The organism is Vagococcus fluvialis (assembly GCF_048815235.1).
Classification (GTDB): Bacteria; Bacillota; Bacilli; order Lactobacillales; family Vagococcaceae; genus Vagococcus.
Genome location: NZ_JBMEAO010000012.1, coordinates 1 through 22,523 on the forward strand (window position 1 = coordinate 1; position 22,523 = coordinate 22,523).

Sequence of the window (22,523 nt, forward strand, 5' to 3'; positions counted from 1 at the left end):
AGGAATAACTAACATCACTATTTAGATATTCTCGGACAACTTTATGCTTAAATTTATAGTTATACTTTGTCATAAAAATACACCCCTAAAGTTAGATTTTTTGGTCTAACTTTAGGGGTGCACTACAGAACCATTTTTTTGGTCCACCTCTTTTTTTAAGATTATTTTACAGCTCCATCTGATACCCCAGCAATTATTTGTTTTTGCATAATAAAATAGAAAATAATAACTGGAATAATAGCAATCATTAAGCCAGCTAACGCTAAATGCCATTGCTTCGTATATTCTCCGAAGAAGAAAAACATTTTCAGAGGTATCGTTTGAGACCCTTCTTTATTAACAACTAATGATGGTAATAAGTAGTCATTCCAAATCCACATAGTATTTAACAACGCTACTGTAACCGTTGTTGGTTTCAACATTGGGAAAATAACGTATCTAAAAATTTGGAATCTTGAAGCCCCATCAATTATCGCTGCTTCATCTAAAGATTTTGGTATAGATTTCATAGAGCCATGGTACAGGAATATCGACATACTAGAACCAAACCCAATATACATAAATATTAATCCACCCATATTCAGTTGATCTACTTTACCAAAAATAGTTACTAATGGAATCATAACTGATTGGAAAGGAATTAACATTGCTGCTACAAAGAGCATAAATAAAATACCACTGATTTTACTTTTAACTCGTTGCAATGCATAGGCAGCTAATGATGATAAGACAACGATTAATACCACACTACATACAGTAATAATCAAAGAGTTAAGGAACGTTTTTGCAAAATCTAAACTTTCATACGCATTTGGATAGTTCTCAAAAGTTAAATCTTGAGGCACTCCTAATGTATTTGTAAAGATTTCTTTTTTTGTTTTTAATGAGTTGACAATCATTAAATAAAACGGAAACAGCCATGCAATAGCTAAAACAGTTCCTATGATTGGAGATAACTTAAATTTTCTTCTTTTTTTCTCCATTATACTTCCACCTCTTTTTTCTTAGTGATATAAACTTGAGTTAAAGAGATTGCGGCAACAATGATAAAGAAGATAATCCCTTTGGCTTGAGCATATCCCATTTTATTTTGAGAGAAAGCTGTGTTAAATATATTCATGGCAACCATTTGAGTTGAATTATATGGTCCTCCACCTGTTAATGATAAGTTTTGATCGTATAATTTGAAACAGTTAGATAAAGTCATAAATAAACTAACTGTAAAAGCTGGCATAATCATTGGGAACTTGATTTGCCAGAACTTTTGAAATTCTGTTGCCCCGTCTAAACTAGCCGCTTCTAATAATGATTCATCTACACCTTGTAGGTAAGAAATGTAAATAACCATAATGTAACCGGACATTTGCCAACACATAACAATTACTAAAGCCCAAAAACCTGTTGTTGTTGTAGATAACCATACTTGAAGTGACTCCACTCCAATAAGTTCACCAATGCTTGCAAATGCTTTAATAAAGATAAATTGCCAGATAAACCCTAAAATCAATCCACCAATTAAGTTAGGCATAAAAAAGATTGTTCTAAGCAACATACTTCCTTTAAATTTCTGAGTAACAATAAGTGCTAAAGATAAACCAATAATATTAATTAAGAAAATAGAGACAACTGAAAATTTGATCGTAAACCAAAGTGCTTTTCTAAAACCTTCATCTTTAAAAACATCAAAATAGTTTTGTAGCCCTACAAATCCCCTTACAGTGACCCCATCCCAATCAGTAAATGAATAATAAATCCCAAATACTAATGGTAGTATGACCACACAAAAGAGAGCAATAATGACTGGAGCTATGAAAACATAGAACCATGTTTTGTTTTTCGTCATTTTACATTCTCCTATTCTTTCAAAAATAAGGATAGTGAATAATACATCCACCATCCCTATCCATTTTGACTGTTATTTTCTTGAGTCATCCCAAGAAGTTTTAACTTCTTTCATTAACTCATCCCAAGTAGCTTCATCACTTACATATTTTTGGATACCTGCGCCTAAAACGTTCATACCCCAATCAGTTGGATATCCCATAAATACCCATCCTGTTGTGTTTCCTTTACTTGAGTAGTCATATACTTCTTTAGATAATGGATCAGCAATTTTATCTGCATCATAACCATTGTATGCTGGAATAAATTTGAAGTCTTCAATTACAGTTTTCTTACCTTGTTCTGATGTGTATAACCAGTCAATAAATTTCTTAGCTTCTTCTTGTTCTTTATCTGAAGAGTTTTTATTGAATGCCCAGTAGTTAGGTACGCCAACTGGTAATTTTTGTTCTGATACGCCATCAATTGGAACTGGTAAAATTCCTACGTTAGTTTCAGCAAACTCTGGATCAATCTCATCAATTGTTCCATATACCCAGTTACCTTGTTGTGTTAAAGCAACTTTACCGTTTGAGAATAATTCTTCCATTTGTTTAGAGTAATCTAAACTTGTTGTTGGTTGGACTGAATATTTTTGTTGTAAATCAATGTACTCTTTAAATTCTTTATTGTACTTAAATTCTAATTCTTTTGCTTCATATGCTTTGTTAACATCATTATCAAATTCTGGCGCTAAGAAAAGGTTTGCCCCATGTAAACCTGTAATCCAAGTTTCTTTAGCAGGGAATGCAAAAACAGCATCTAAACCTAATTTTTCTTTGTCTTTATCTAAAGTTTCAACCGCTTTTCTTAAATCTGCTTGTGTTTTAATACTAGTTGGATCAATTCCAGCTTTTTCAAATACTTCTTTGTTGTAAAGTAATCCATAACCTTCCATGTTATAAGGTAAACCTAATACCTCATCACCTTTAGTTACACCATCAAGAGTACCTTCTAAAGCTTCACCAAAAGCTTTTGTATCAGAAACATCCGCTAATGATTTTTCCCATGTTTTTAAGTCTTCTGGACCGCCGATGTTAAAGATATCTGGTTCTTCCCCTGAAGCAAACTTAGTTTTTAATGCTGCTCCGTAGTCATCTCCACCACCAACTGTTGAGATATTAATCTTAACACCTGGATTTTCTTCTTCATACATCTTCGCTGCTGCTTTAAATTGTTCGTTGAATTCTACTTTAAATTGGAAAACATCAATTGTGACATCATCCGATTTACCTGCAGATTCCTTCTTATCTCCACTACCGCCACATGCTGCTAATGAGAATAGTGCTGTTGCTGCTAACAATCCTAGACCTATGCGTTTCCATCCTTTATTCATCGAAAAACCCTCCTATGTATTTGCTTACACTCTTAGATTAGTACGATATCGCTTTCATTGCAACCGTTTTTATCATGTTACCGTTAACACCTTTTAACTATTAATAAATAATGAAACCATTTTCAGCTATAACATAACCATTTTCAGTTTTTTCTACATTGTTACTTAATAGAACTTCTAGTTCTCCTTTAATAATTTGGTTTTCAATACCTTTATTAAAGAATCCGCTAACTTTACCATTTTCTAATTGACGATTAAATGACACAATTTTTGATTCATTATTTAATTCTGTAAAGTTCAAATCTCCTAAAGATAAAATTGCTTGATTTTCTTTTCTTAGCGCAACCAGTTGCTTAACGAAAGAATAGAATTCTTTATCTTGTTTTTCTTCCTCCCAAACCATACAACGACGGCAATCTGGGTCACCAGCTCCTGTCATTCCAACTTCAGTTCCGTAATAGATACATGGTGAACCGTGTTGCATAAAAGTGAAGGCTAAAGCCATCTTAGCAATATCTTTATTTTCACCTGCTTGATGAAGTAATCTTGGCGTATCATGTGAATCTAAACAGTTAAACATTACTTGATTCGTTTGATCACGGTAAAGCATTAATTGCTCATATAAACCACTTGCCATTTTAGTTGGTAAAATAGCATCTTTAACAAAGAAGTTAGCAACTGTTTCAGTAAAAGCATAGTTCATAACAGCGTGAAATTCATCTCCTTGTAACCAACTTTGTGATGAATGCCATATTTCACCTAAAATATAAAAATCTTCATCAAGTGCTGTTGTAGCTTCATAGAATTTTTTCCAAAAATGATGATCGACTTCGTTAGCTACGTCTAAACGCCAAGCATCAATATTGAATTCTTTAATCCAATACGTGGCAATATCTAATAAATAATCCTGAACTTCTTTATTTGCTGTATTTAATTTAGGCATCATTGGTGTAAAGGCAAATGTATCAAAAGACAAAGTTTGCGCTCCTTCAAAGTTACCATTTTTACCAATTTCAACTGGGAAACTATTAATATGGAACCAATCTTTGTAAATAGATTGTTCCCCATTTTTCACCACATCTTGAAACTGTTCTGAATAATAGCCCATGTGATTGAATACAGCATCTAACATCACTTTGATCCCTCGGCTATGAGCTTCATCAACTAATTTTTTAAAGGTTTCTTTGTCACCAAAATCTGGATCAATGTCAAAATAATCTATTGTATCGTATTTATGATTAGAAGAAGCTTTAAAAATTGGACAGAAGTATAAACCATTAATTCCTAAATCAACTAAATAATCTAAGTTATCAATAACTCCTTGTAAGTCTCCACCAAAGTAATCTTCTCTTCCTGGTAATTGACTACCCCAAGGTAATGTCCCTTCTGGATCGTTTGTTTTATCTCCATTAGCAAACCGTTCTGGGAAAATTTGATACCAAACTGTTTCTTTCACCCATTCTGGTGCTTTAAAACGGTCAATTTCTTGGAAGAAAGGCATTCTAAAATAATTCTCTGCTTTTTCTTTAACAGAGTCATTCATTTCAAATATGCCTCGGTCACCATAGAACACCTCTTCTTTGTCCATTCCAATCACATGAAAAGCATATTGTTCTCTTTTAAATTTTGAACCAAAAGCAATTTGCCAGTAGTCATAATCCTCAGTTGAGGCTACTTTTTTCATAGATTCTGATTGGTTAAACCACTTTTCTTCATGAATTAAGTAAGGATCTCCTTTAATAACTTTAACTTCTTTTACGTCATCTTTTTTAGTTCTCAAACGAACATGCATGATATCCTTCTCATAAAGATAAGCGTATTCACTTTCAGGTCTATGTAATAAGGCAGCTCTTTCCATCTATTAATCATCCTTTTTTAATATTTTATAAGCGTATGGCTTAAGTGTTTTATTGATTGTTTCCTTAGACTTTAATAGTATTGACCAACTAGCGTATTCGTTTAACCAATTCGGTGTCTCTACTTCTTTATCGGTTAAATTGACAATAACTATAGCTTCTTCTTTCAAATATTGACGTTTGAAGGCTATTACCTCGTCATCACTTTCAAGAAATTCCACTTCTCCATAAGAAAATAAATCTGTTTTCTTTAAATTAAGTAACTCTCGGTAATAATTTAAAATACTTTCTGAATCTTTCGTTTCTGCTTCAACATTATAAATTTTTTCTTGGTTTTCTCCAATCCAACTCTTAACTGTTGAAAATCCAGCGTAATCCTCATTAGACCACTGCATCACACCCCTACTTGCTTCTTTGTTAGAAGCCGCAATGATATTGAGTGCCTCTTGTTCAGTAAATCCATTACCTAAAAGCTCGGTAAATTGCCCTTTAGCTTGTGGACTTTGGAAAGTGTCCACATCTTTAATATCAAGATTTCTCATTCCAATTTCTTCTCCGTAAAGGATAACTGGAACTCCTCTTAATAAATACATAGCTGTCGCTAAAGCTTTGGCACTCTCATTTCGGTATGTTTCAACATTACCAAAACGGGAAACAACTCTTGGCATATCATGATTATTCCAATAAAGACTTGGATACTTACCTTCTGATAAACCATTTTGCCAATTTTCAAGTTTCTGTTTCATTTTCTTCGTATCAATTGTTTTTTTCTCTAATCCTTTAGGAATTTTTTCATTGTGTTCAATGATTTTTTCTTCAAAATGATCAAAAGAAATAACTGTTTCACATAAATCTTCTCTAATATAGCTATCAGCTAACTCAGGCGTTGCTGATGCTGCTTCTCCTAAAATAAAACAATCTGGTTTAACTTCTTTGATTCTTGAAATGAACTCGGATAAATATAATTTAACTTCAGGTAAATTAGCATAATACTCTTCAGCAATAGCTATTTCACCGACAGGAATACCTGCAACATTTTTATCAAAATCATCTTTTATCATATGAATAAAAGCGTCTAACCTAAATCCATCTATGCCTTTACCTAACCAAAACTTAGCGATATCCACCATAGCATGCATAACTTCTGGATTTTTCCAATTTAGATCAGGCATTTCTTTATCAAACAAATGGAAATAATACTGATTACTCACAAGGTCTTTTTCCCAAACAGAACCACCAAAAAAGGATTCCCAATTATTCGGCGTACTGCCATCATCTTTCGGATTTTCCCATAAGTAATAGTCACGGTATAAGTTGTTTTCACCTTTAAGCGCTTCTTGGAACCAAGGATGTCTACTTGATGTGTGGTTTAAAACTAAATCCAACATGATTTTCAATTCTCTCTTATGAGCTTCCTCAATCAATCTCTCCAAATCCGATACATCACCAAATATCTCATCAATTGCATAATAGTTCGAGATATCGTAACCGTTATCAATTTGAGGTGAAATAAAAATAGGATTTAACCAAATTGTTTCAACACCTAATTCTTTTATATAATCCAAAGAGTCAATTATCCCTTGTAAGTCACCAATACCATCATGATTTGAATCTTTAAAACTCTTAGGATAAACTTGATAAACAATTGTTTTTTCCCACCACGCTTTATTCATGTGTTCTCCTCCTTTTTCTATTTGTTCATTCATAGTCTATGAAATGTTACCCCATAACTCAACAAGAAAAACGATGTTAACGATAACAAAAAAAACAAAGCATTTTCTTTGCTTTGTTTTTTATTTATCTTTTAATGTTGTACTACCTCTGACAATTAACTTTGCTTCAAATAATTGATTGCCTTGTGGCGCACCTTTTTGCTTTATTTTATTAAGCAACATAGTAGCACATGCTGCACCCATTTCAACAACGGGCTGTTTAATAGTAGTTAGTCTAGGGTAAGCAATTTGGTCTAAAAAGACTCCATCAAACCCAACAACACCATAATCTTCAGGTATTTTTGCTTTATTTTTTTGTAAACCACGTTCTACCCCGATTGCCAAACGATCACTACTACAGACAAAAGCTGTATTTTTAGGATACTTTGAAAATTCTTCAGCAATATAGTGATTAGAATATCGAGAACGATTTTCAAATCTAACAATTTCTGGAACTCTTTTATAGCGTTGCATGGTATTAATATAACCAGCTTCACGAGAAAACTCGAAAGATTCTTTCACATCAATTCCCACATAAACTATTTTTTCATAGCCCTGATTAATAGCGTGCTCAGTTGCCATCTCAGTCCCTTTCGTGTTATCCGTATCGACAAAATCATAGCCATAGCGGTTTTCTCCAAATAAAACAAAAGGTTTTTCTAAACGTTCTACCCAATCATTATGCTCTTCACGCATACCTGTTATGATATAGCCATCACTTTGTCCCACATCAAAACTATTTTCTGTTACTAGCTGAAGAGAATATTGATGTTTGTCTAGTTCTTTTGAAATCCCCATCAAAAGATTCATATAGTAAGGTTCTGTTGTATCAATTTCTTCTAATATAAAAAACTTAATCACTTGCGTTCTATTATTAGCCAATGCTTTTGCTGCAACATTTGGTTTATAATCCAAGTCTTTCATTGCTTGAAAAACTAATTCTTTTAATTCATCTGTCACTTTTTCTGGGTGATTAATCACTCTAGAAACAGTCATTTTAGAGACGTTAGCTTTTTTAGCAACATCAGATAAGGTGGTCATCAGAACCCCTCCTAATTTAAATTAATTACTGTTATTATACGATAATCAAAAAAATAAGCTAGTCATTATTTAATGTAAGCGTTTCTTTTGTAGATTCTTTTAACCATAACAGCAAATCTCGCTCAATAAGATATTCTCCTCGACTACTAGTTTTATTTTCCAATGCAATTCCTTTATTAATTAATACAACTGATTCCTCTCGATTTTGGTCATAGAAAGACGCTTTAGCTGCCCTAACTCTGAAATTACTAATAAGTGGATTTTTTAAGTAACGAGTTAATTGTTTATCGGCCACTAATTCTTCTATTCGACTATCATCTTCACTGTTTGTTAATAGAAAGAATAACATCTCTTTTTTTAGTTCCAATTGATAAGGTAGAATCAGCTGATCTAAACGTAACCACTGCTTTTCCAATGCAATTTTCAATTTATCAAAGTCTCTTTTCTCTAAATAATAGCCTAACTCTAAAAAAGATTGAAAATCATCAAAATAATTTGTTTCTGAATTCGAGTTTGTCTCTACTCCGAAATAATGATTAGGTAAATCAACAAAGGTTTCTCCTTTGTGAAGTCTTGCATTGATGTCAAGTTGATTATACAAAAGATGTTTATATTTAGTTGATGAAGAAGCTAGCTTATAAGTACTTCCATCATTAAAACTATTCGGAACACCATTCATTAAAGCAAACAAGAAACCTACTAAAGCAAATTCTAATACATAAACCGGATAAACCGGAAACCAAATAAAAGCGAGTAAACTCATGAGGATATTCATTAGCACGCCACCAGAAATATATAACTTAAAAGAAAAATCTTTCTCTTTGGAAGATGGTATCATTAAACATTGACCTAGTGTTCCAGGAACTTTTTGTTTGGTAACTCTTAACTTTTTATCTTCTAATACAACTACAAATGAAAATAAACGATAACTTAAAAACTGATAACCAGATAATAAACCACCTATCAAGTGTCCTAACTCATGAATGGCAATTTGTACGATACAAGCAACAACAAGAAATACAAACGTACTGAAAATAGACACTCCTTGATTTTCAGCAAAAATAAATAATAAAACAAAAGTGATTCCTATAAATCCACCTATGATAAATTGTAAAACAACTGCCTTAATATTCGATAATTTCATAGCTAACTCCCTTCATGATATCCATATTAGCATAGTTTCATCTTTTTTCACCTAACAAAAAAAGAAGATAACCCTTAAGCTATCTTCCTTAATTTTTTTATGATTAAAACCAAGCACTACGCATTTTTTTTATTCCTTTTTGTTCTAATTGAAAGACACCTAAATTTGGAACTTCTTTGTTCCAATCAATTCCTTCATCTAACAAACTTAACACTTTCTCCGAAGCACCTTCTTCATAATAAGCAATCGCTGCTTTTATTCGATTATTTGTTACATTAGAATGCTTTAAACTTTTTTGTACCTTTGAATCTGATATTAACATTGAAATTCTGTCATCTTTAGGTTCAAAAATTAATAAATAGAATAGCAACTCTTTTTTCACTTTTATCTCAATTGGTTTCACCAAGCTATCTTTTCGATACCAACAATCATTTAAAAGATTTCTAACCATGTAAAAATCTTCTTCTTCATAAGCTCTGCCAATTTTTAATAATATCTGATAATCCAATAAAAAGTTCTTTTCATTTGATAATGAAAAAAAACAAGTATCATCTAGTTCAAGAAAAGTCTTTCCTGAAACAAGTTGGCTATGTGCCATTAAATTACTATATAAAAGTTCCTCTTCTTTAGCAGATTTTTTTGCGGTTTTTACCATGTTGACTCCGTTATTAGTAAAAGGTGAAATACTACTTATAAGCATTATGATTCCGACAATAATAAAACTATAACTAAAAATCGATTGACTACCAATAAGAAGACAGATAAACAAAGAAACAATTGTGACAGCAATACCGCCTAGGTAAAATCCTTCGTATTGAAATCTTTCATCTCTGTCTCTTGGTTTAAGCCAACAAGTTCCTATAAAACCAGGCGTTTTATTTTTGACAAATTTGTATCTGTCATTTTCCTTAACCAGCTCAAATCCGAAAAGATTGATACTAACAAAGCTCATCCCTTGAGACAATCCTAAAAAGGCACTTCCCAAAAGTGATAACGTAACATGTAAAACAAGTGATAAGAAACTATAAACCCACATATCGATTAATAATCGTTCTCTACCAACATCTGAACTAGCAAATAATCCGCCACTTACCCACCCAAAAAAAATAGCAAATAATAATACAATTGCAAATAACATAAAATTTGTCTTTTTTGTTTTCCTAACCATTTAAAAATCCCTCCATTTTTAAAAATTTTACCACAAAATAAAATGATGATTCTCTAAAATTAGAAAATCATCATTTTTATTATATCTGACTATTTTGTAAGCGGTACATATCGTAATATAAACCTTCTTCATTAATCAGTTCATCATGATTACCACGTTCTACTATATTACCTTTTTCAAGAACAAGAATTAAATTAGCATCTTTAATAGTTGAAAGTCGATGAGCTATAGCGATAGTTGTTCGACCACTTCTCATCTTTGTTAATCCTTCTTGAATAAGAGTTTCTGTTTCTGTATCGATATTTGCTGTTGCCTCGTCCAACACTAATATTTTAGGATCAGTCACAATGGTTCTAGCAAAAGAAATTAACTGACGTTGGCCACTAGAAAAACTTGAACCGCCTTCTAACACTTTTGCATGATACTTATCAGGTAACGTATTAATAAATTTATCCGCTTGAACAAATTTAGCAGCTGCCATAATTTGCTCATCTGTGATGTCCTGATTCAAAAGCCTAATATTACTTGCGATATCTCCATAAAACATAAACGCATCTTGTAGAACTAAGCCCATTTTCTCTCTTAATTCTTCCATTGGATAATCTTTGATGTCTTTATCATCAATTAAAATTTGGCCTTCATAAAACTCATAAAAACGCATTAAAACATTAATAATAGAGCTTTTACCGCTTCCTGTATGCCCCACAAGTGCAACTGTTTCTCCAGGATTTGCTACAAAACTAATATTATTCAGGACATTATGCTTGCCATCATAAGAAAAGCTAACATTTCTAAATTCTATTTTAGCCTCTGAAATAGTTGCATTAGCTTCTGGATTTTGTTGTGGTGTTTGTTCTTCATGATCTAAAATATGAATAATACGACTTCCCGCAACGACTCCATCTTGGAAAATACTTAAAAAATCCATCATGTTGGTCATTGGATTAAAGAATTGCTGAACGTATGAAATAAAAGCATAAATCAACCCTACATCAACTGGTGAACTTAACGCATCAAATCCAAAGAACCCTAAAACTAAAGCTGTGGCTAAAGCAAACAAGAGGTTGATGATTGGCGCAAGTAACAACGAGTTCGTTTTAATCATAGCGTATTTTGACTGTAAGTAGTCATCGTTACTTGATTCAAACTCTTGTTCCAATCGTTTCTCTTGTCTGAAATATTGAATAATCGCCATTCCTGAAATAGATTCATTTAATTTAGTGTTTAAATTACTTAATTTTTCTCGCATACCACGATAAATTTTTGAACTAAATTTTTGGTAATACCATATAATGACACCTAAAATCGGAAAGAAAAGGAGACAAATCAATGTTAATGGCAAGTTTATAAAAGCCATTGCGGTAAATGAAGCAACTACCCCAAACGCTGCTGATAATACCATAATAAAGACCAACCAAAACTCAAATAACGTTTCTGTATCATTTGTCACACGTGAGACAATTGAGCCAGCTGGTGTTTGGTCGAAATATCTCATACCTAATCCTTGTAATTTTTTGAAGAGCTCTAAACGAATAGACTGAGAGGTTTTTAATGACCCTCTAAAATATAATACCCATTGTCCGTACCAAACTGCTGCTTTAAACAAAATCCCTAAGGCATACAAACCAGCAAAATAAAGGATGACGTTCATCGTTGTATTAGTTGTCGTTAAATGGTCATCCATAAATAGTTGTAAAATTTTAGGTAAAAGGATATTGATAACAGCTAAAGAAATAGCAAACATCAATGACAAAATAAAATCTTTTTTAAAAGGTTTTGCAAATGTGAGCAAACGTTTAATTATTTCTTTTTGCTCTTTCATGGTAAAAGATTTTGACCATGCTGATTTAGATTCTTCCATTAGCTACGCCCTCCTTCAATTTTATTTTCTAATTGTTGGTAATCAAACATTTTTTGATACCAACCGTTCATTGCAATTAACTCATCATGGGTCCCACGCTCAATAATTTTCCCTTCATCAATAACAATAATTTCATTGGCATGTTTCACACTACTTAATCGGTGTGTGCTTATAATAGTTGTTTTGTTAGCTCGTGATTCTTTTAGATTGGTTAAGATTTTTTCTTCTGTTTTTGCGTCTACTGCTGACAAAGCATCATCAAGAATTAATAATTCTGGCTGAACTAATAACGCTCGAGCAATGGAAATACGTTGTTTTTGCCCACCAGATAGAGAAACACCGCGTTCACCAACCATTGTGTCATATTTTTCAGAAAATCCTAGGATATCTTCATGAACACTAGCTTCCTCCGCTATTTTTTCAACTTCCTCTTGAGTCGCTTTAGGCGCTCCAAATCTGATATTATCTCTAACAGTCATTGAAAATAAGAAATGGTCTTGAGGAACATAACCAATCGAGTGAAGTAATGCATCTAATGTATATTCTTGTAAATCATGATTATTAATAGCAACTGAACCTTGATAGTTGTCATACTCCCTCATAATTAATTTCAGAATAGTCGTTTTTCCAGCACCTGTTTTCCCAACAATTCCAAGGGTTTGTCCTTCTTTAAGGTCAAAATGAATGTCTTTAAGAGTCGCTTCCTCATCTCCTGAATAAATAAACTCATCGACATTAAACGAAATATCTCCTGTTGCTGGTTCTTTAATTCCTGTAGTCATTTCAACAATATGAGATTTTTCATTAAGTAACTCTGACACACGGTCATAACTGGCGTTCCCTCTTTGAATGACGTTAAAGAAGCGCCCAATCGCAAACATCGGCCATACTAGCATGCCAATGTAGTTAAAGAATGATATTAACTGCCCAATTGAAATAACACCTGTACTAACGTAATAACCACCTAATATGATAGAGATGATATAAGATAGTCCGATAATTAAAGTAATTAGTGGATCAAACAAAGCATCCAAATTATTTACTTTCGTATTCTTTTCAATCGAGTGTTTTATTTTTTCTTCAAAATCTTCAATATCCTCTTGTTCTTGACCAAACGTTTTTATGACTTTAATCCCTGTAATACTCTCTTGTGTTTTATCATTTAATTTTGAAAAAGCTGCCTGAGAATCCTTAAACGCTTCATGCATTTTATTACCGAGTTTACTTGATAATAGAGCTAATAAAGGAAAAGGAATCAATGCAATAAGAGTTAATCTAGGATCCACAAAAAACATCATAGCAATAACTGTTAACACACCTGAGATAAAGGCGTCAGCAAAGGTTAAAATTCCTGCTCCAGCTACATTTTGAATGGCATTTAAGTCATTCGTTGCATGGGCCATTAAATCTCCTGTTCGGTATTTTTGATAAAAAACTTGATCCATTTTTGTAAATTGATGAAACAGTCTTTTTCTCATTAGCTTTTCTAGTCTAGCTGCTCCACCCCAGATATGCTTTCGCCATAAATAACGTAAACCGTACACTGAAATGGCCGAAACAACTAATACAGCAAGCCACAGAATTAATTTTTCTGAAGTTAATGTTTGATTGGTAATACTATCCACGACCATCCCGATAATGCGTGGTGGTATTAACTGAATAATAGCAACTAATACAAGTGTTGATACACCTATAAAATAATTTTTTTTCTCTTCTTTAAAAAACCAAGCTAGTTTCTTAAAAATACCCACGTTTTTCACTCCTTTTTATAAAACAAAAAAACAGGTGCAAAAAGGCACCCGTTTTATGATTGTTTTTAGTAAAATACAACCTATCAAAAACTATTTTTTCTTGTTAGTGTTTTGAGATTTCATATTTTGCATCATTTGACGAATTTTTTTCTCAGATGGTTTTTGTCCCATTTGAGCCATCATCATACGTAACATATCCTCATTAACGGGAGGATTTTTCTCTAATTGGTTTTCAAATGTTTTCTTAGCTAAAAAGAATCCACCTACAGCACCTACTGCTAAAGCAATAACAATTAATAAAATAACTAATCCTGTGTTCATTATGTTGACACTCCTTCCTCCGATTGCTTAATCTCACATTATGATATTTTACTAGATAACGCCTTAAAAAGAAAGGTCTTTTCTAGTCTTTTTTAACTATTCATAATTAATTCTAACAAGTCTGGATTGAATTTTTTCTCTTTCAACATAGCAATTTCATGTAGATAAGGAGCCTTTGCTGTTTTTTTATCTTCTCCAACAAATGGCGTTTCTAAAATTTTAGGTAATGCTTCTAATTGTGGGTGATGAACCACATAACTTAACGCATCAAAACCAATTGTTCCAAAACCAATATTAGCATGACGGTCTTTATGAGAGCCTTGAGGATTTTTAGAATCATTGACATGGATAACTTTTAATCGATCTAAACCAATTATTTTATCAAATTCTTCTAAAACGCCATCAAAATCTTCGCGAACATTATAACCTGCATCATTAATATGACAAGTATCTAATGTAACAGATAGTTTATCATTATGAGTAACACCATCAATAATTCGCGCTATTTCTTCAAACGTACGACCAATTTCAGTTCCTTTTCCAGCCATTGTTTCTAAGGCTATTTGAGGCGTTTGATCCGCACGTAAAACTTCATTTAATCCTTTAATGATTTGATTGATTCCTTTATCAACACCTTCACCTACATGGGCTCCAGGGTGCATCGTGATTTGAGTTGCTCCAATTGCCTCAACTCGTTCAATTTCTTGTCTTAAGAAATCAATGGCAAAACCAAAATTTTGTGGTTTGATTGTGTTACCTAAATTAATAATATAAGGCGCATGAACCACAATATCTTTAATATCAAGATTATTTTCAGACATAAACTGAATACCTGCTTCAATGTTTAACTCTTCAATTGGTTTTCTTCTTGTATTTTGCGGAGCACCTGTATATATCATAAAAGTAGTTGCGTTGTATTCTTTTGCTAATTCTGCAGAACCTAATAACATTTTTTTCCCATTCATACTAACGTGAGAACCTATTAACATGTAAATCTCTCCCTATAAGTTTATCTCTATTATTGTACTGTTTAATATATAGACAAACAAGTTTACTGCCCTTTATTTCTTAAAATTTTCCTATCTTTGAAGGGATTTTAAATGAAAACTAGGAATAGCTTTCCTAAAATGATATAATTTTATCATTATAAGTTTTGAGGTGATAATTTGACACAACCGAATGATATCAATGAAGAACCATCACCAATTGAAAATCCACCTTCAACTCTAGTAACTAGGGCTGAAAAAAAAGAAACGGAACAGAAAGCAATCAAAAAAGTCTCTTTTTCTTTTAGTGTGATTTATCAAGTGATGCGCTCGATGTTCTTAATTGGTGTTCTTTTAATAGCAGGTCTAGGCTTTTTAGGTCTAGGAGTTGGTTTAGGCTATTTTGCGTCTCTTGTTTCAGACGTTAAAGTACCAACAAAAGAAGAGTTAGCTCAAAAAATTAATGATGTTGAACAACAATCAAAAATTGTTTATGCTGACGGTGAACTTGTCTCAGTCATTAAATCTGATTTAATCAGAACTTCAGTTAATGCAGATAATATTTCGCCACTAATTAAGCAAGCTTTAGTTGCCACAGAGGATGAAAACTTCTATGAGCATCCAGGGATTGTCCCAAAAGCTTTAGTTAGAGCAACTATTTCTGATGTTACCGGTTTAGGTGGTAGCTCAGGTGGGTCTACGATCACTCAGCAAATCATTAAACAACAAGTTCTAACTAGTGAAACTTCTTACAAAAGAAAATCTTCTGAAATCTTGCTTGCTTTACGAGCAGAAAAATTCTTTTCAAAAGAGGAACTTCTTAATGCCTATCTAAATGTTTCTCCATTTGGACGAAATAACCGTGGTGAAAATATTGCAGGAATTGAAGAAGCAGCTCTAGGTGTCTTTGATGTTCATGCTAAAGATGTAACCTTACCACAAGCAGCCTTTTTAGCTGGTCTACCTCAAAGTCCCATTGAGTACACACCGTATACCAATACGGGTGAGTTCAAAGAAAACTTTGATTTAGGATTAAAAAGAAAAGATGATGTTCTCTTTAATATGTATCGCGAGAAAAAAATCAACAAAAAAGAATATGAAGAAGCAAAAGCTTATGATTTAAGTCAAGACTTTAGAAAACCTGAAGCTCCTGTCAATAATCAAAGTGGTTTCTTGTATAACTATTTGTATGACGAAGCAGCTCGTGTACTAGCGCCAACTTATTATGAAAAAGATGGTGTAACTAAAGAAGAATTTGATGAATCAAAAGAATTACGAGATAAGTATGATGAAATTACAAAACGAGAACTACGTCAAAACGGTTATACGGTTCAAACAAGTATTGATAAAAATATTCATCAAGCCATGCAAGAAGCGGTTGCTGAATATGGACCAATGCTTGACTACAGTGGAAACCCCGTTGAAACTGGTAGCGTCTTAATGGATAACCAAACAGGACGTGTTTATGGATTTATTGGTGGACGTGATTACGATCAAACACAATATAACCATGCTTTCACAATGAATAGATCTCCAGGTTCAACCATTAAACCTATTCTTGCCTATGCTCCAGCCATAGATGTAGGTCTGATTGGATCTGAAACACGCTTATCTGACTATCCTAAGAAATATCGTGGTGGCATTGAAATCAATAACTATTCTGATAAAGGAAGTAGTACGTTTAAAACTGCTCGTGAAGCCTTAACGTGGTCCCTTAATATTCCTGTTGTTAATATGTATGATGAATTGCTTGAAATGGCAAATCCTAAAGTCTATTTTGACAAAATGAATATCACTAGTATTAAACCAGAAGAGTTTGCCCTACAGTCAACTCCACTTGGAGGACCACCTTTAAAAATCTATGAACAAACAGTTGCTTATGCTACTTTAGCTAATGAGGGTATCTATAACGAAGCCTATACAATTGATAAGATTACTGACAATAACGGTAATGTCATTTACGAACATAAACTAAATCCTGTTCAAGTCTATAAACCTTCTACAGCATCTATTATGAATGATATGATGCGTGATGTTATTGATAAAGGTACGGGGCAACCTGCAAAAGATACTCTATATGGGATGGGTTCAGGTTTAGCTAATGCTGATTGGGTTGGAAAAACGGGAACATCTGACAAACTAGTAGATTACTGGTTCACAGCCTCAACCCCTAGTATTACTATGAGTAGCTGGATAGGTCATGATGACAATTCGTCTATGCCGGAATCATGGAATAAGCAAAATATGTATTATTGGGCTTATATGACAAACTATGTTTATCAAAAGAATCCAGATATTTTTGGAGTTGGCGAACGATTTACATTAGATCCAACAGTCAATCAACAACAAGTTGTTGACTTTACCGGTGAAAAACCAGCTTCATTTAATACGGATGGATATAACATGACTCTGACTCATGAAAAAACTAAAACAAGTTTATATTCAGAAGGCAACGGCGCTCCTGATTCTAAATTTAGATTTGGTATTGGTGGCACTGATGAAGACTACCGTAGTGAATGGAACTCTTATATTAAACCAAAAACTGAAACAAAAAAAGAACCTAAAAAAGAAACAAAAAAACAAAGATAAAAAAGAAGCTTTCTCCATTATGGAGAGAGCTTCTTTTCTTTATTATTTTGTTGATCCTTTTTGAATTAATCCATAAGGCAATACAACTGATTTTTCTTCAATATCTTCTTTGTTCATTAATTTTGTTAATAAACGCATTGCTACAGCACCAATATCATATAATGGTTGAGAAATACTTGTCACACTTGGACGAGCCATGTCTGTAAACAATGAGTTATTACTTGTAATAATCTCAAATTGTTCCGGAACGCTCACTCCGTTATCAGTTAAGCTATTCAGTAGTCCTACTGCCAATTCATCATCAGCAACTACAGCTGCTGTTGCACCACTATTAGAAATACGGTCATATAAATTTAATCCTGATTTATAACTGTATTCAGATTCAAATACTAAACCTTCGTTAAAATCAATTCCATTTTCTTTCAATGCTTCTTTATAACCGTTAAGTCTTAAAATACCATTGATTGGATCTACTAAAGCACCTGATACAAAAGCCACTTTTTTATTTCCCGATTGAATTAAATGAGTTGTTGCATCTTTTGTCGCTTCTTGGTAATCAATATTAACTGAACCAACTTGTTGATCTGGATCAATTGAGCCAGCTAAAACAACTGGTGTTTTAGAACGAGAGAACTCTCCACGGATTTCTTCTGTTAAATGATGTCCCATAAAAATAACACCATCCACTTGTTTAGCTAGTAATGTATTTAATACACTGATTTCTTTTTTATCATCACCATCAGAGTTAGCTAAAATAATATTGTATTTGTACATTGTAGCAACGTCATCAATTCCTCGAGCAAGTGAAGCAAAATACGCATTACTCACATCAGGAATAATAACACCCACTGTCGTTGTTTTTTTACTTGCTAATCCACGAGCTACAGCATTTGGACGATAATCCAAACGATCAATAACTTCTAAAACTTTTTTTCTTGTTGCTGGTTTTACATTAGGATTTCCATTTACAACTCGGGAAACAGTTGCCATTGATACAGCTGCTTCTCTTGCAACGTCATAAATTGTGATTGTTTGTTTTTCCATCCTTCTATTCTCCTTTAAAATCTTATCTTCCTTTGTTAATACTCACAGATTATCAGATAACACTTATTATTGCAAGCGTTTTATCGCTGTTTTCATGAAAATTAATGAAAAATTACAAAAAAGGGATAGAATCTTTGAATTCTATCCCCTACAGTTATTAAAATTTTATAATTCTTCGTCTGTATCTAAAGCTGCATATAAATCTTCTGCAATTTCTTCTTCTTTTAAAATAATATCGTCTTCCATAATATCAGAAACACGATTTTTCACGTCACTTGATGTACGTTTGAACTCTTCTTGTAAATCTGCTGTTTTCTCAGATAAGTTACCTAATAAATCTTCTGATACTGATTTAACTGAACTAACATGATCCGATACTTTTTCTTCTAACCAGCCATATTCATCTCTTTTTTGTTTTGCAAAATCGCTAATTTCATTACTCTTTAATTGAGCAATACCTGCTAATTCACTAGCGCGACCTTCAGATACTTCATCTAATTGATCAATAATATCTTCACGTAATTCTTTTCCACTTTTTGGTGCTAAGAGTAAGGCTGCTGCTGCTGCTGCCGCTCCTCCAATAACTGCCCCTAATAAAAAGCCATTTGATTTTTTTGTCATCCTAAATTGCCTCCATTTTAATTACTTTTTAAAAAGATTTGCTGCTGTTTGTGCAGCTTTCCCTACGATTGTAGCTGTTGCTGCTGTTTTCCCAGCATCTCCAACTTTAACTAATAAATTTTTACTTGAAGCATTTAACTCTGATACACTTTCGCTTAAATCTGCTACAGCTTGGAATAATGGATCAATAGTGCTTACTTTTTGAGTCACATCATCCAAAAGTTCATTTCCCGTTACTAATAAGTCTTCACTTTGACGTAACAGTAAATCCACATCTTTCGTTAGAACGGCAACAGATTTATTAGTTCTGTCCAAAACCTTATTCACTTTCTCAACAGATCTATTAATCGTTTTATTTAATTGTAGTAAGAAAAATACAATAACAATGACTAGTATAACGAAGGCGATAGCCGCAATAATAGCAGCAATTTCAATACCTGACATCTTTACTATCTCCTACCTTTCATATAAAATACTAATTTTAGAATACCACTAACTAAATATTTTCTCAACATCAAATTAAATGGTAAAATAAGTAAATAAAGTCGTTATTTAACAATGGAGGAACAACTTAATGCAAGAAACAACTACTAGTAATCAACTAGAATTAACAAAACAAACAGAAAAAGGACTTCGTGTGTTTCAAAATTTTTGGGAGAATTTAGATTGGGAGAAAATATTTTCAACTGTTATCTATAAAGGGCTACTTATTTTAGTTGTCTTAATCATTCTTTTTATTGTTCGAAAAATACTAATTAATGTGATTCATACTTCCTTTACTAATTACCGCAAAAAAGAAAGCTATAGCTCAAGTCGCTTAAACACTCTTGAGACGTTAACTAAAAACTTCTCACAATACTTTTTATTTTTTGTTATGGTCTATTCCATATTGACAATTATCGGGGTTCCAGTTGGCTCTTTAATTGCTGGAGCCGGTATCGCAGGGGTTGCCATTGGTTTAGGAGCGCAAGGGTTTATTAACGATGTTATTACAGGTTTTTTCATTATCTATGAACGACAATTAGACGTGGGAGATCATGTGATTCTAGATTCGGTTGAAGGGATAGTTGAGCAAGTCGGCTTAAGAACAACACAAGTCAAAAGTTTTAACGGAACAATGAACTATATTCCTAACCGCCAAATATTAATTGTAAGTAACCTGTCTCGTGGAAATCAACAAGTCATCATTGATATCCGAGTCACCCCTGATGAAGATATTGAAACAGTGAAACAAATCATGGCAACTGTTAATGAAACAATTGTTCCAACTATTTCGGAAATTACATCTGAGCCAAATATCATAGGCTTGATTAACCTACCAAATGGTACCTTTGTTGTTCGTTGCTCATTATATGCTATTTCTGGTTCTCAATTATCGGTTAAAAGTAAAATGACTACAGCTTATGTTGAATCTTTAACAAAAGCAGGCATTAATATTCCTACAACACCGATTGGTTTAAGTATTTAACAAAAAAAGTATCTAGATTCGTAAGAATTCTAGATACTTTTTTATTTATTTACTATCTTTAAAAAGTAAAAACTCAGAAATATCATCTACTGCTTTTATTAAAACTGATTCGTCTGGATTAAACTGCCCATGATGCAAGCCATACTCACTTCCTACACCATACCAAAACATAGTTCCAGGAATATGTTGTAAGAAATAACCAAAATCTTCTGCTGTCATCATTTCAGGGACTTCCTGGAAAATAACAGACTCTTGTTGTTTCATATAAGTCATAAACTCAGCAGTTAAATCTGGATGATTCACAACAGGAACATATCCTTTTTGATCTAATTCAATCTGAACTTCACAACCAAAAGACGTTGCAATTCCTTTAGCAATATCTCTCATGCGTTGTTGAGTCAATTCATTAACGTCATGAGTTAAGCTTCTTATAGTACCTGTCAACACACTCTTTCCAGCAATAATGTTATCTGCTGTTCCTCCGTTAAACTCACCAAATGTAATAACCGCACTTTCAGTAGGGTTAACATTTCGACTAATGATTGTTTGAGTTTGTTGAACAAATGAAGATGCAGCAACAATCGTGTCATTTCCTTCATGAGGAAAAGCGGCATGGCCGTCTTTCCCTGTAAAAGTAACCACAAAACGACAAGCTCCAGCAAATAATGTTCCATTTAAAGTTCCAATCACATTACTTGGTAGTTGTGGAGCAACATGCAAAGCGTAGATTTCATCGACTGTTTCTTCTTTAAAAAATCCATTATCAAAATAGATTTTCGCACCAGATTCATTTTCTTCTGCTGGTTGAAAGAAAAATACATAGTCTGATTCATGAGACGCTGATACTAATCTGTCGATAATCCCTAAAGTGATTGTCATATGAAAATCATGCCCACAAGCATGCATAAAGCCCTCATGAGTCGACTCAAAAGGCAGGTTAGTCAATTCTTTAATAGGTAAAGCATCAATGTCTGTTCGCCAGCCAATTGCTTGTTTACTTGAGTTTCCCTTTACTCTAACTACAATCGCTGTTTCATTTGTTTTAATCTCTATTCTCTCTTGTGGAAACGAGTTTAAAACAGACATTAAATAATCATGGGTTTTAAATTCTTTTAAACCAATTTCTGGTATTTTATGTAAATCACGTCTTATCCCAACTAACTCTAACTCCGAAAGTACCATAAACTTACCTCCTATATATCCCTAACCTTTAATCATTTTTTTCAGCAAATTCTCTCTTATTAACTTCATATCTAACTTCTAATTCATGAGCTAACTGATTCACTGATTTCAAAATTTCTTTTCTTGTAATAATACCTTCAAAAACATTATTTTCATCAACTACTGGTAAGAAGTTACCATCTACTAAATAATTTAATATTTTTTCAATGTTAAATGGTTCTTGGATACATTTAAAATCTTCCTCCATCACATCTTTAACTTGAATAGTAGCTAACCTATCAGGATTAAAACTTTCTGTATCAAACATCTCTGATACAACGTTTGATAAAGAGACTAAACCAACTAATTCTTCCTCTTTATTTAATACAGGTATTTTACTATAACCAATGTTTGTTAAAACCAGTAAAGCATGTTCTAAATTGTTTGTATCTGTTAGTGTAGCAACATTATCACTCGGTATTAAGTAATTTTCTTCATTCTCCAAAAATATACTTTTTATAGCGTTTCCTATCATTTAGAAAACCCTCCATTTCTTCTCGATACTCTATATTTTACCCGAAAA

General features: G+C 32.9%; 19 protein-coding genes. 2 read left to right on the forward strand and 17 right to left on the reverse strand.

All coding sequences use genetic code 11. The features are described 5' to 3' along the window. Positions 1–161 precede the first annotated feature (161 nt). The 12 genes from ACODH8_RS08750 to ACODH8_RS08805 form a co-directional block, all read right to left on the reverse strand. The gene (locus tag ACODH8_RS08750) at positions 162–983 is read right to left on the reverse strand and encodes a carbohydrate ABC transporter permease (protein ID WP_332465815.1); all 822 of its coding nucleotides are present in this window, start codon (positions 981–983) and stop codon (positions 162–164) included. Then, positions 983–1,843 (reverse strand): sugar ABC transporter permease, encoded by an 861-nt coding sequence (locus ACODH8_RS08755; RefSeq protein WP_332465816.1) that lies wholly within the window; start codon positions 1,841–1,843, stop codon positions 983–985. Before ACODH8_RS08755 ends, ACODH8_RS08750 begins: the two co-directional genes overlap by 1 nt. Before the next feature lie 72 nt (positions 1,844–1,915). Next, a complete protein-coding gene (locus ACODH8_RS08760) occupies positions 1,916–3,217 on the reverse strand; it encodes an ABC transporter substrate-binding protein (protein WP_332465817.1) in 1,302 nt (433 codons plus the stop codon). Between the two features lie 100 nt (positions 3,218–3,317). Continuing rightward, complete coding sequence (locus tag ACODH8_RS08765) at positions 3,318–5,075, reverse strand: glycoside hydrolase family 13 protein (protein WP_332465818.1); 1,758 nt, start codon at positions 5,073–5,075, stop codon at positions 3,318–3,320. 3 nt (positions 5,076–5,078) lie between these two features. Continuing rightward, entirely contained in the window at positions 5,079–6,746 is a 1,668-nt protein-coding gene (locus ACODH8_RS08770; protein WP_332465819.1) for an alpha-glucosidase, read from the reverse strand. Positions 6,747–6,866: 120 nt separating this feature from the next. Beyond that, positions 6,867–7,826: a LacI family DNA-binding transcriptional regulator gene (locus tag ACODH8_RS08775; protein WP_332465820.1), complete on the reverse strand. Its 960-nt coding sequence runs from the start codon at positions 7,824–7,826 to the stop codon at positions 6,867–6,869. A 58-nt stretch (positions 7,827–7,884) separates the two neighbouring features. Next, positions 7,885–8,970, reverse strand: coding sequence for a hypothetical protein (locus ACODH8_RS08780; protein ID WP_332465821.1), 1,086 nt, complete (start codon positions 8,968–8,970; stop codon positions 7,885–7,887). 103 nt (positions 8,971–9,073) lie between these two features. Beyond that, positions 9,074–10,138 carry a hypothetical protein gene (locus ACODH8_RS08785; protein ID WP_332465822.1) on the reverse strand — a complete coding sequence of 355 codons (1,065 nt, stop codon included), beginning with the start codon at positions 10,136–10,138 and terminating at the stop codon, positions 9,074–9,076. 79 nt (positions 10,139–10,217) lie between these two features. After that, the gene (locus tag ACODH8_RS08790) at positions 10,218–11,999 is read right to left on the reverse strand and encodes an ABC transporter ATP-binding protein (protein ID WP_332465823.1); all 1,782 of its coding nucleotides are present in this window, start codon (positions 11,997–11,999) and stop codon (positions 10,218–10,220) included. Further along, positions 11,999–13,750 carry an ABC transporter ATP-binding protein gene (locus ACODH8_RS08795; RefSeq protein WP_332465824.1) on the reverse strand — a complete coding sequence of 584 codons (1,752 nt, stop codon included), beginning with the start codon at positions 13,748–13,750 and terminating at the stop codon, positions 11,999–12,001. Before ACODH8_RS08795 ends, ACODH8_RS08790 begins: the two co-directional genes overlap by 1 nt. A 90-nt stretch (positions 13,751–13,840) precedes the next feature. Continuing rightward, positions 13,841–14,074 (reverse strand): YneF family protein, encoded by a 234-nt coding sequence (locus ACODH8_RS08800; protein ID WP_332465913.1) that lies wholly within the window; start codon positions 14,072–14,074, stop codon positions 13,841–13,843. An 89-nt stretch (positions 14,075–14,163) separates the two neighbouring features. Beyond that, complete coding sequence (locus tag ACODH8_RS08805) at positions 14,164–15,060, reverse strand: deoxyribonuclease IV (RefSeq protein WP_332465825.1); 897 nt, start codon at positions 15,058–15,060, stop codon at positions 14,164–14,166. 177 nt (positions 15,061–15,237) lie between these two features. On the opposite strand from ACODH8_RS08805, the gene ACODH8_RS08810 reads away from it, so the two are divergent. Next, a complete protein-coding gene (locus ACODH8_RS08810) occupies positions 15,238–17,646 on the forward strand; it encodes a transglycosylase domain-containing protein (protein WP_332465826.1) in 2,409 nt (802 codons plus the stop codon). Positions 17,647–17,688: 42 nt separating this feature from the next. Here the strand turns inward: ACODH8_RS08810 and ccpA are convergent, their stop codons facing one another. The 3 genes from ccpA to ACODH8_RS08825 all read right to left on the reverse strand — a co-directional run bounded on the left by ccpA (position 17,689) and on the right by ACODH8_RS08825 (position 19,755). Continuing rightward, the gene (gene ccpA / locus ACODH8_RS08815; RefSeq protein ID WP_332465827.1) at positions 17,689–18,690 is read right to left on the reverse strand and encodes a catabolite control protein A; all 1,002 of its coding nucleotides are present in this window, start codon (positions 18,688–18,690) and stop codon (positions 17,689–17,691) included. Positions 18,691–18,855: 165 nt separating this feature from the next. Further along, complete coding sequence (locus ACODH8_RS08820) at positions 18,856–19,311, reverse strand: YtxH domain-containing protein (protein WP_332465828.1); 456 nt, start codon at positions 19,309–19,311, stop codon at positions 18,856–18,858. A gap of 21 nt (positions 19,312–19,332) precedes the next feature. Continuing rightward, positions 19,333–19,755 (reverse strand): DUF948 domain-containing protein, encoded by a 423-nt coding sequence (locus tag ACODH8_RS08825; RefSeq protein ID WP_332465829.1) that lies wholly within the window; start codon positions 19,753–19,755, stop codon positions 19,333–19,335. Between the two features lie 130 nt (positions 19,756–19,885). Here ACODH8_RS08825 and ACODH8_RS08830 point away from each other — a divergent pair, with 130 nt between their 5' ends. Next, positions 19,886–20,779, forward strand: coding sequence for a mechanosensitive ion channel family protein (locus ACODH8_RS08830; protein WP_332465830.1), 894 nt, complete (start codon positions 19,886–19,888; stop codon positions 20,777–20,779). A gap of 45 nt (positions 20,780–20,824) precedes the next feature. Here the strand turns inward: ACODH8_RS08830 and ACODH8_RS08835 are convergent, their stop codons facing one another. Both ACODH8_RS08835 and cbpB read right to left on the reverse strand, forming a co-directional pair. After that, positions 20,825–21,961 (reverse strand): N-acetyldiaminopimelate deacetylase, encoded by a 1,137-nt coding sequence (locus tag ACODH8_RS08835; RefSeq protein ID WP_332465831.1) that lies wholly within the window; start codon positions 21,959–21,961, stop codon positions 20,825–20,827. A 28-nt stretch (positions 21,962–21,989) separates the two neighbouring features. Next, on the reverse strand, positions 21,990–22,475 hold the full coding sequence (gene cbpB, locus ACODH8_RS08840; protein WP_332465832.1) for a cyclic-di-AMP-binding protein CbpB: 486 nt from the start codon (positions 22,473–22,475) through the stop codon (positions 21,990–21,992). Positions 22,476–22,523: the final 48 nt, after the last annotated feature.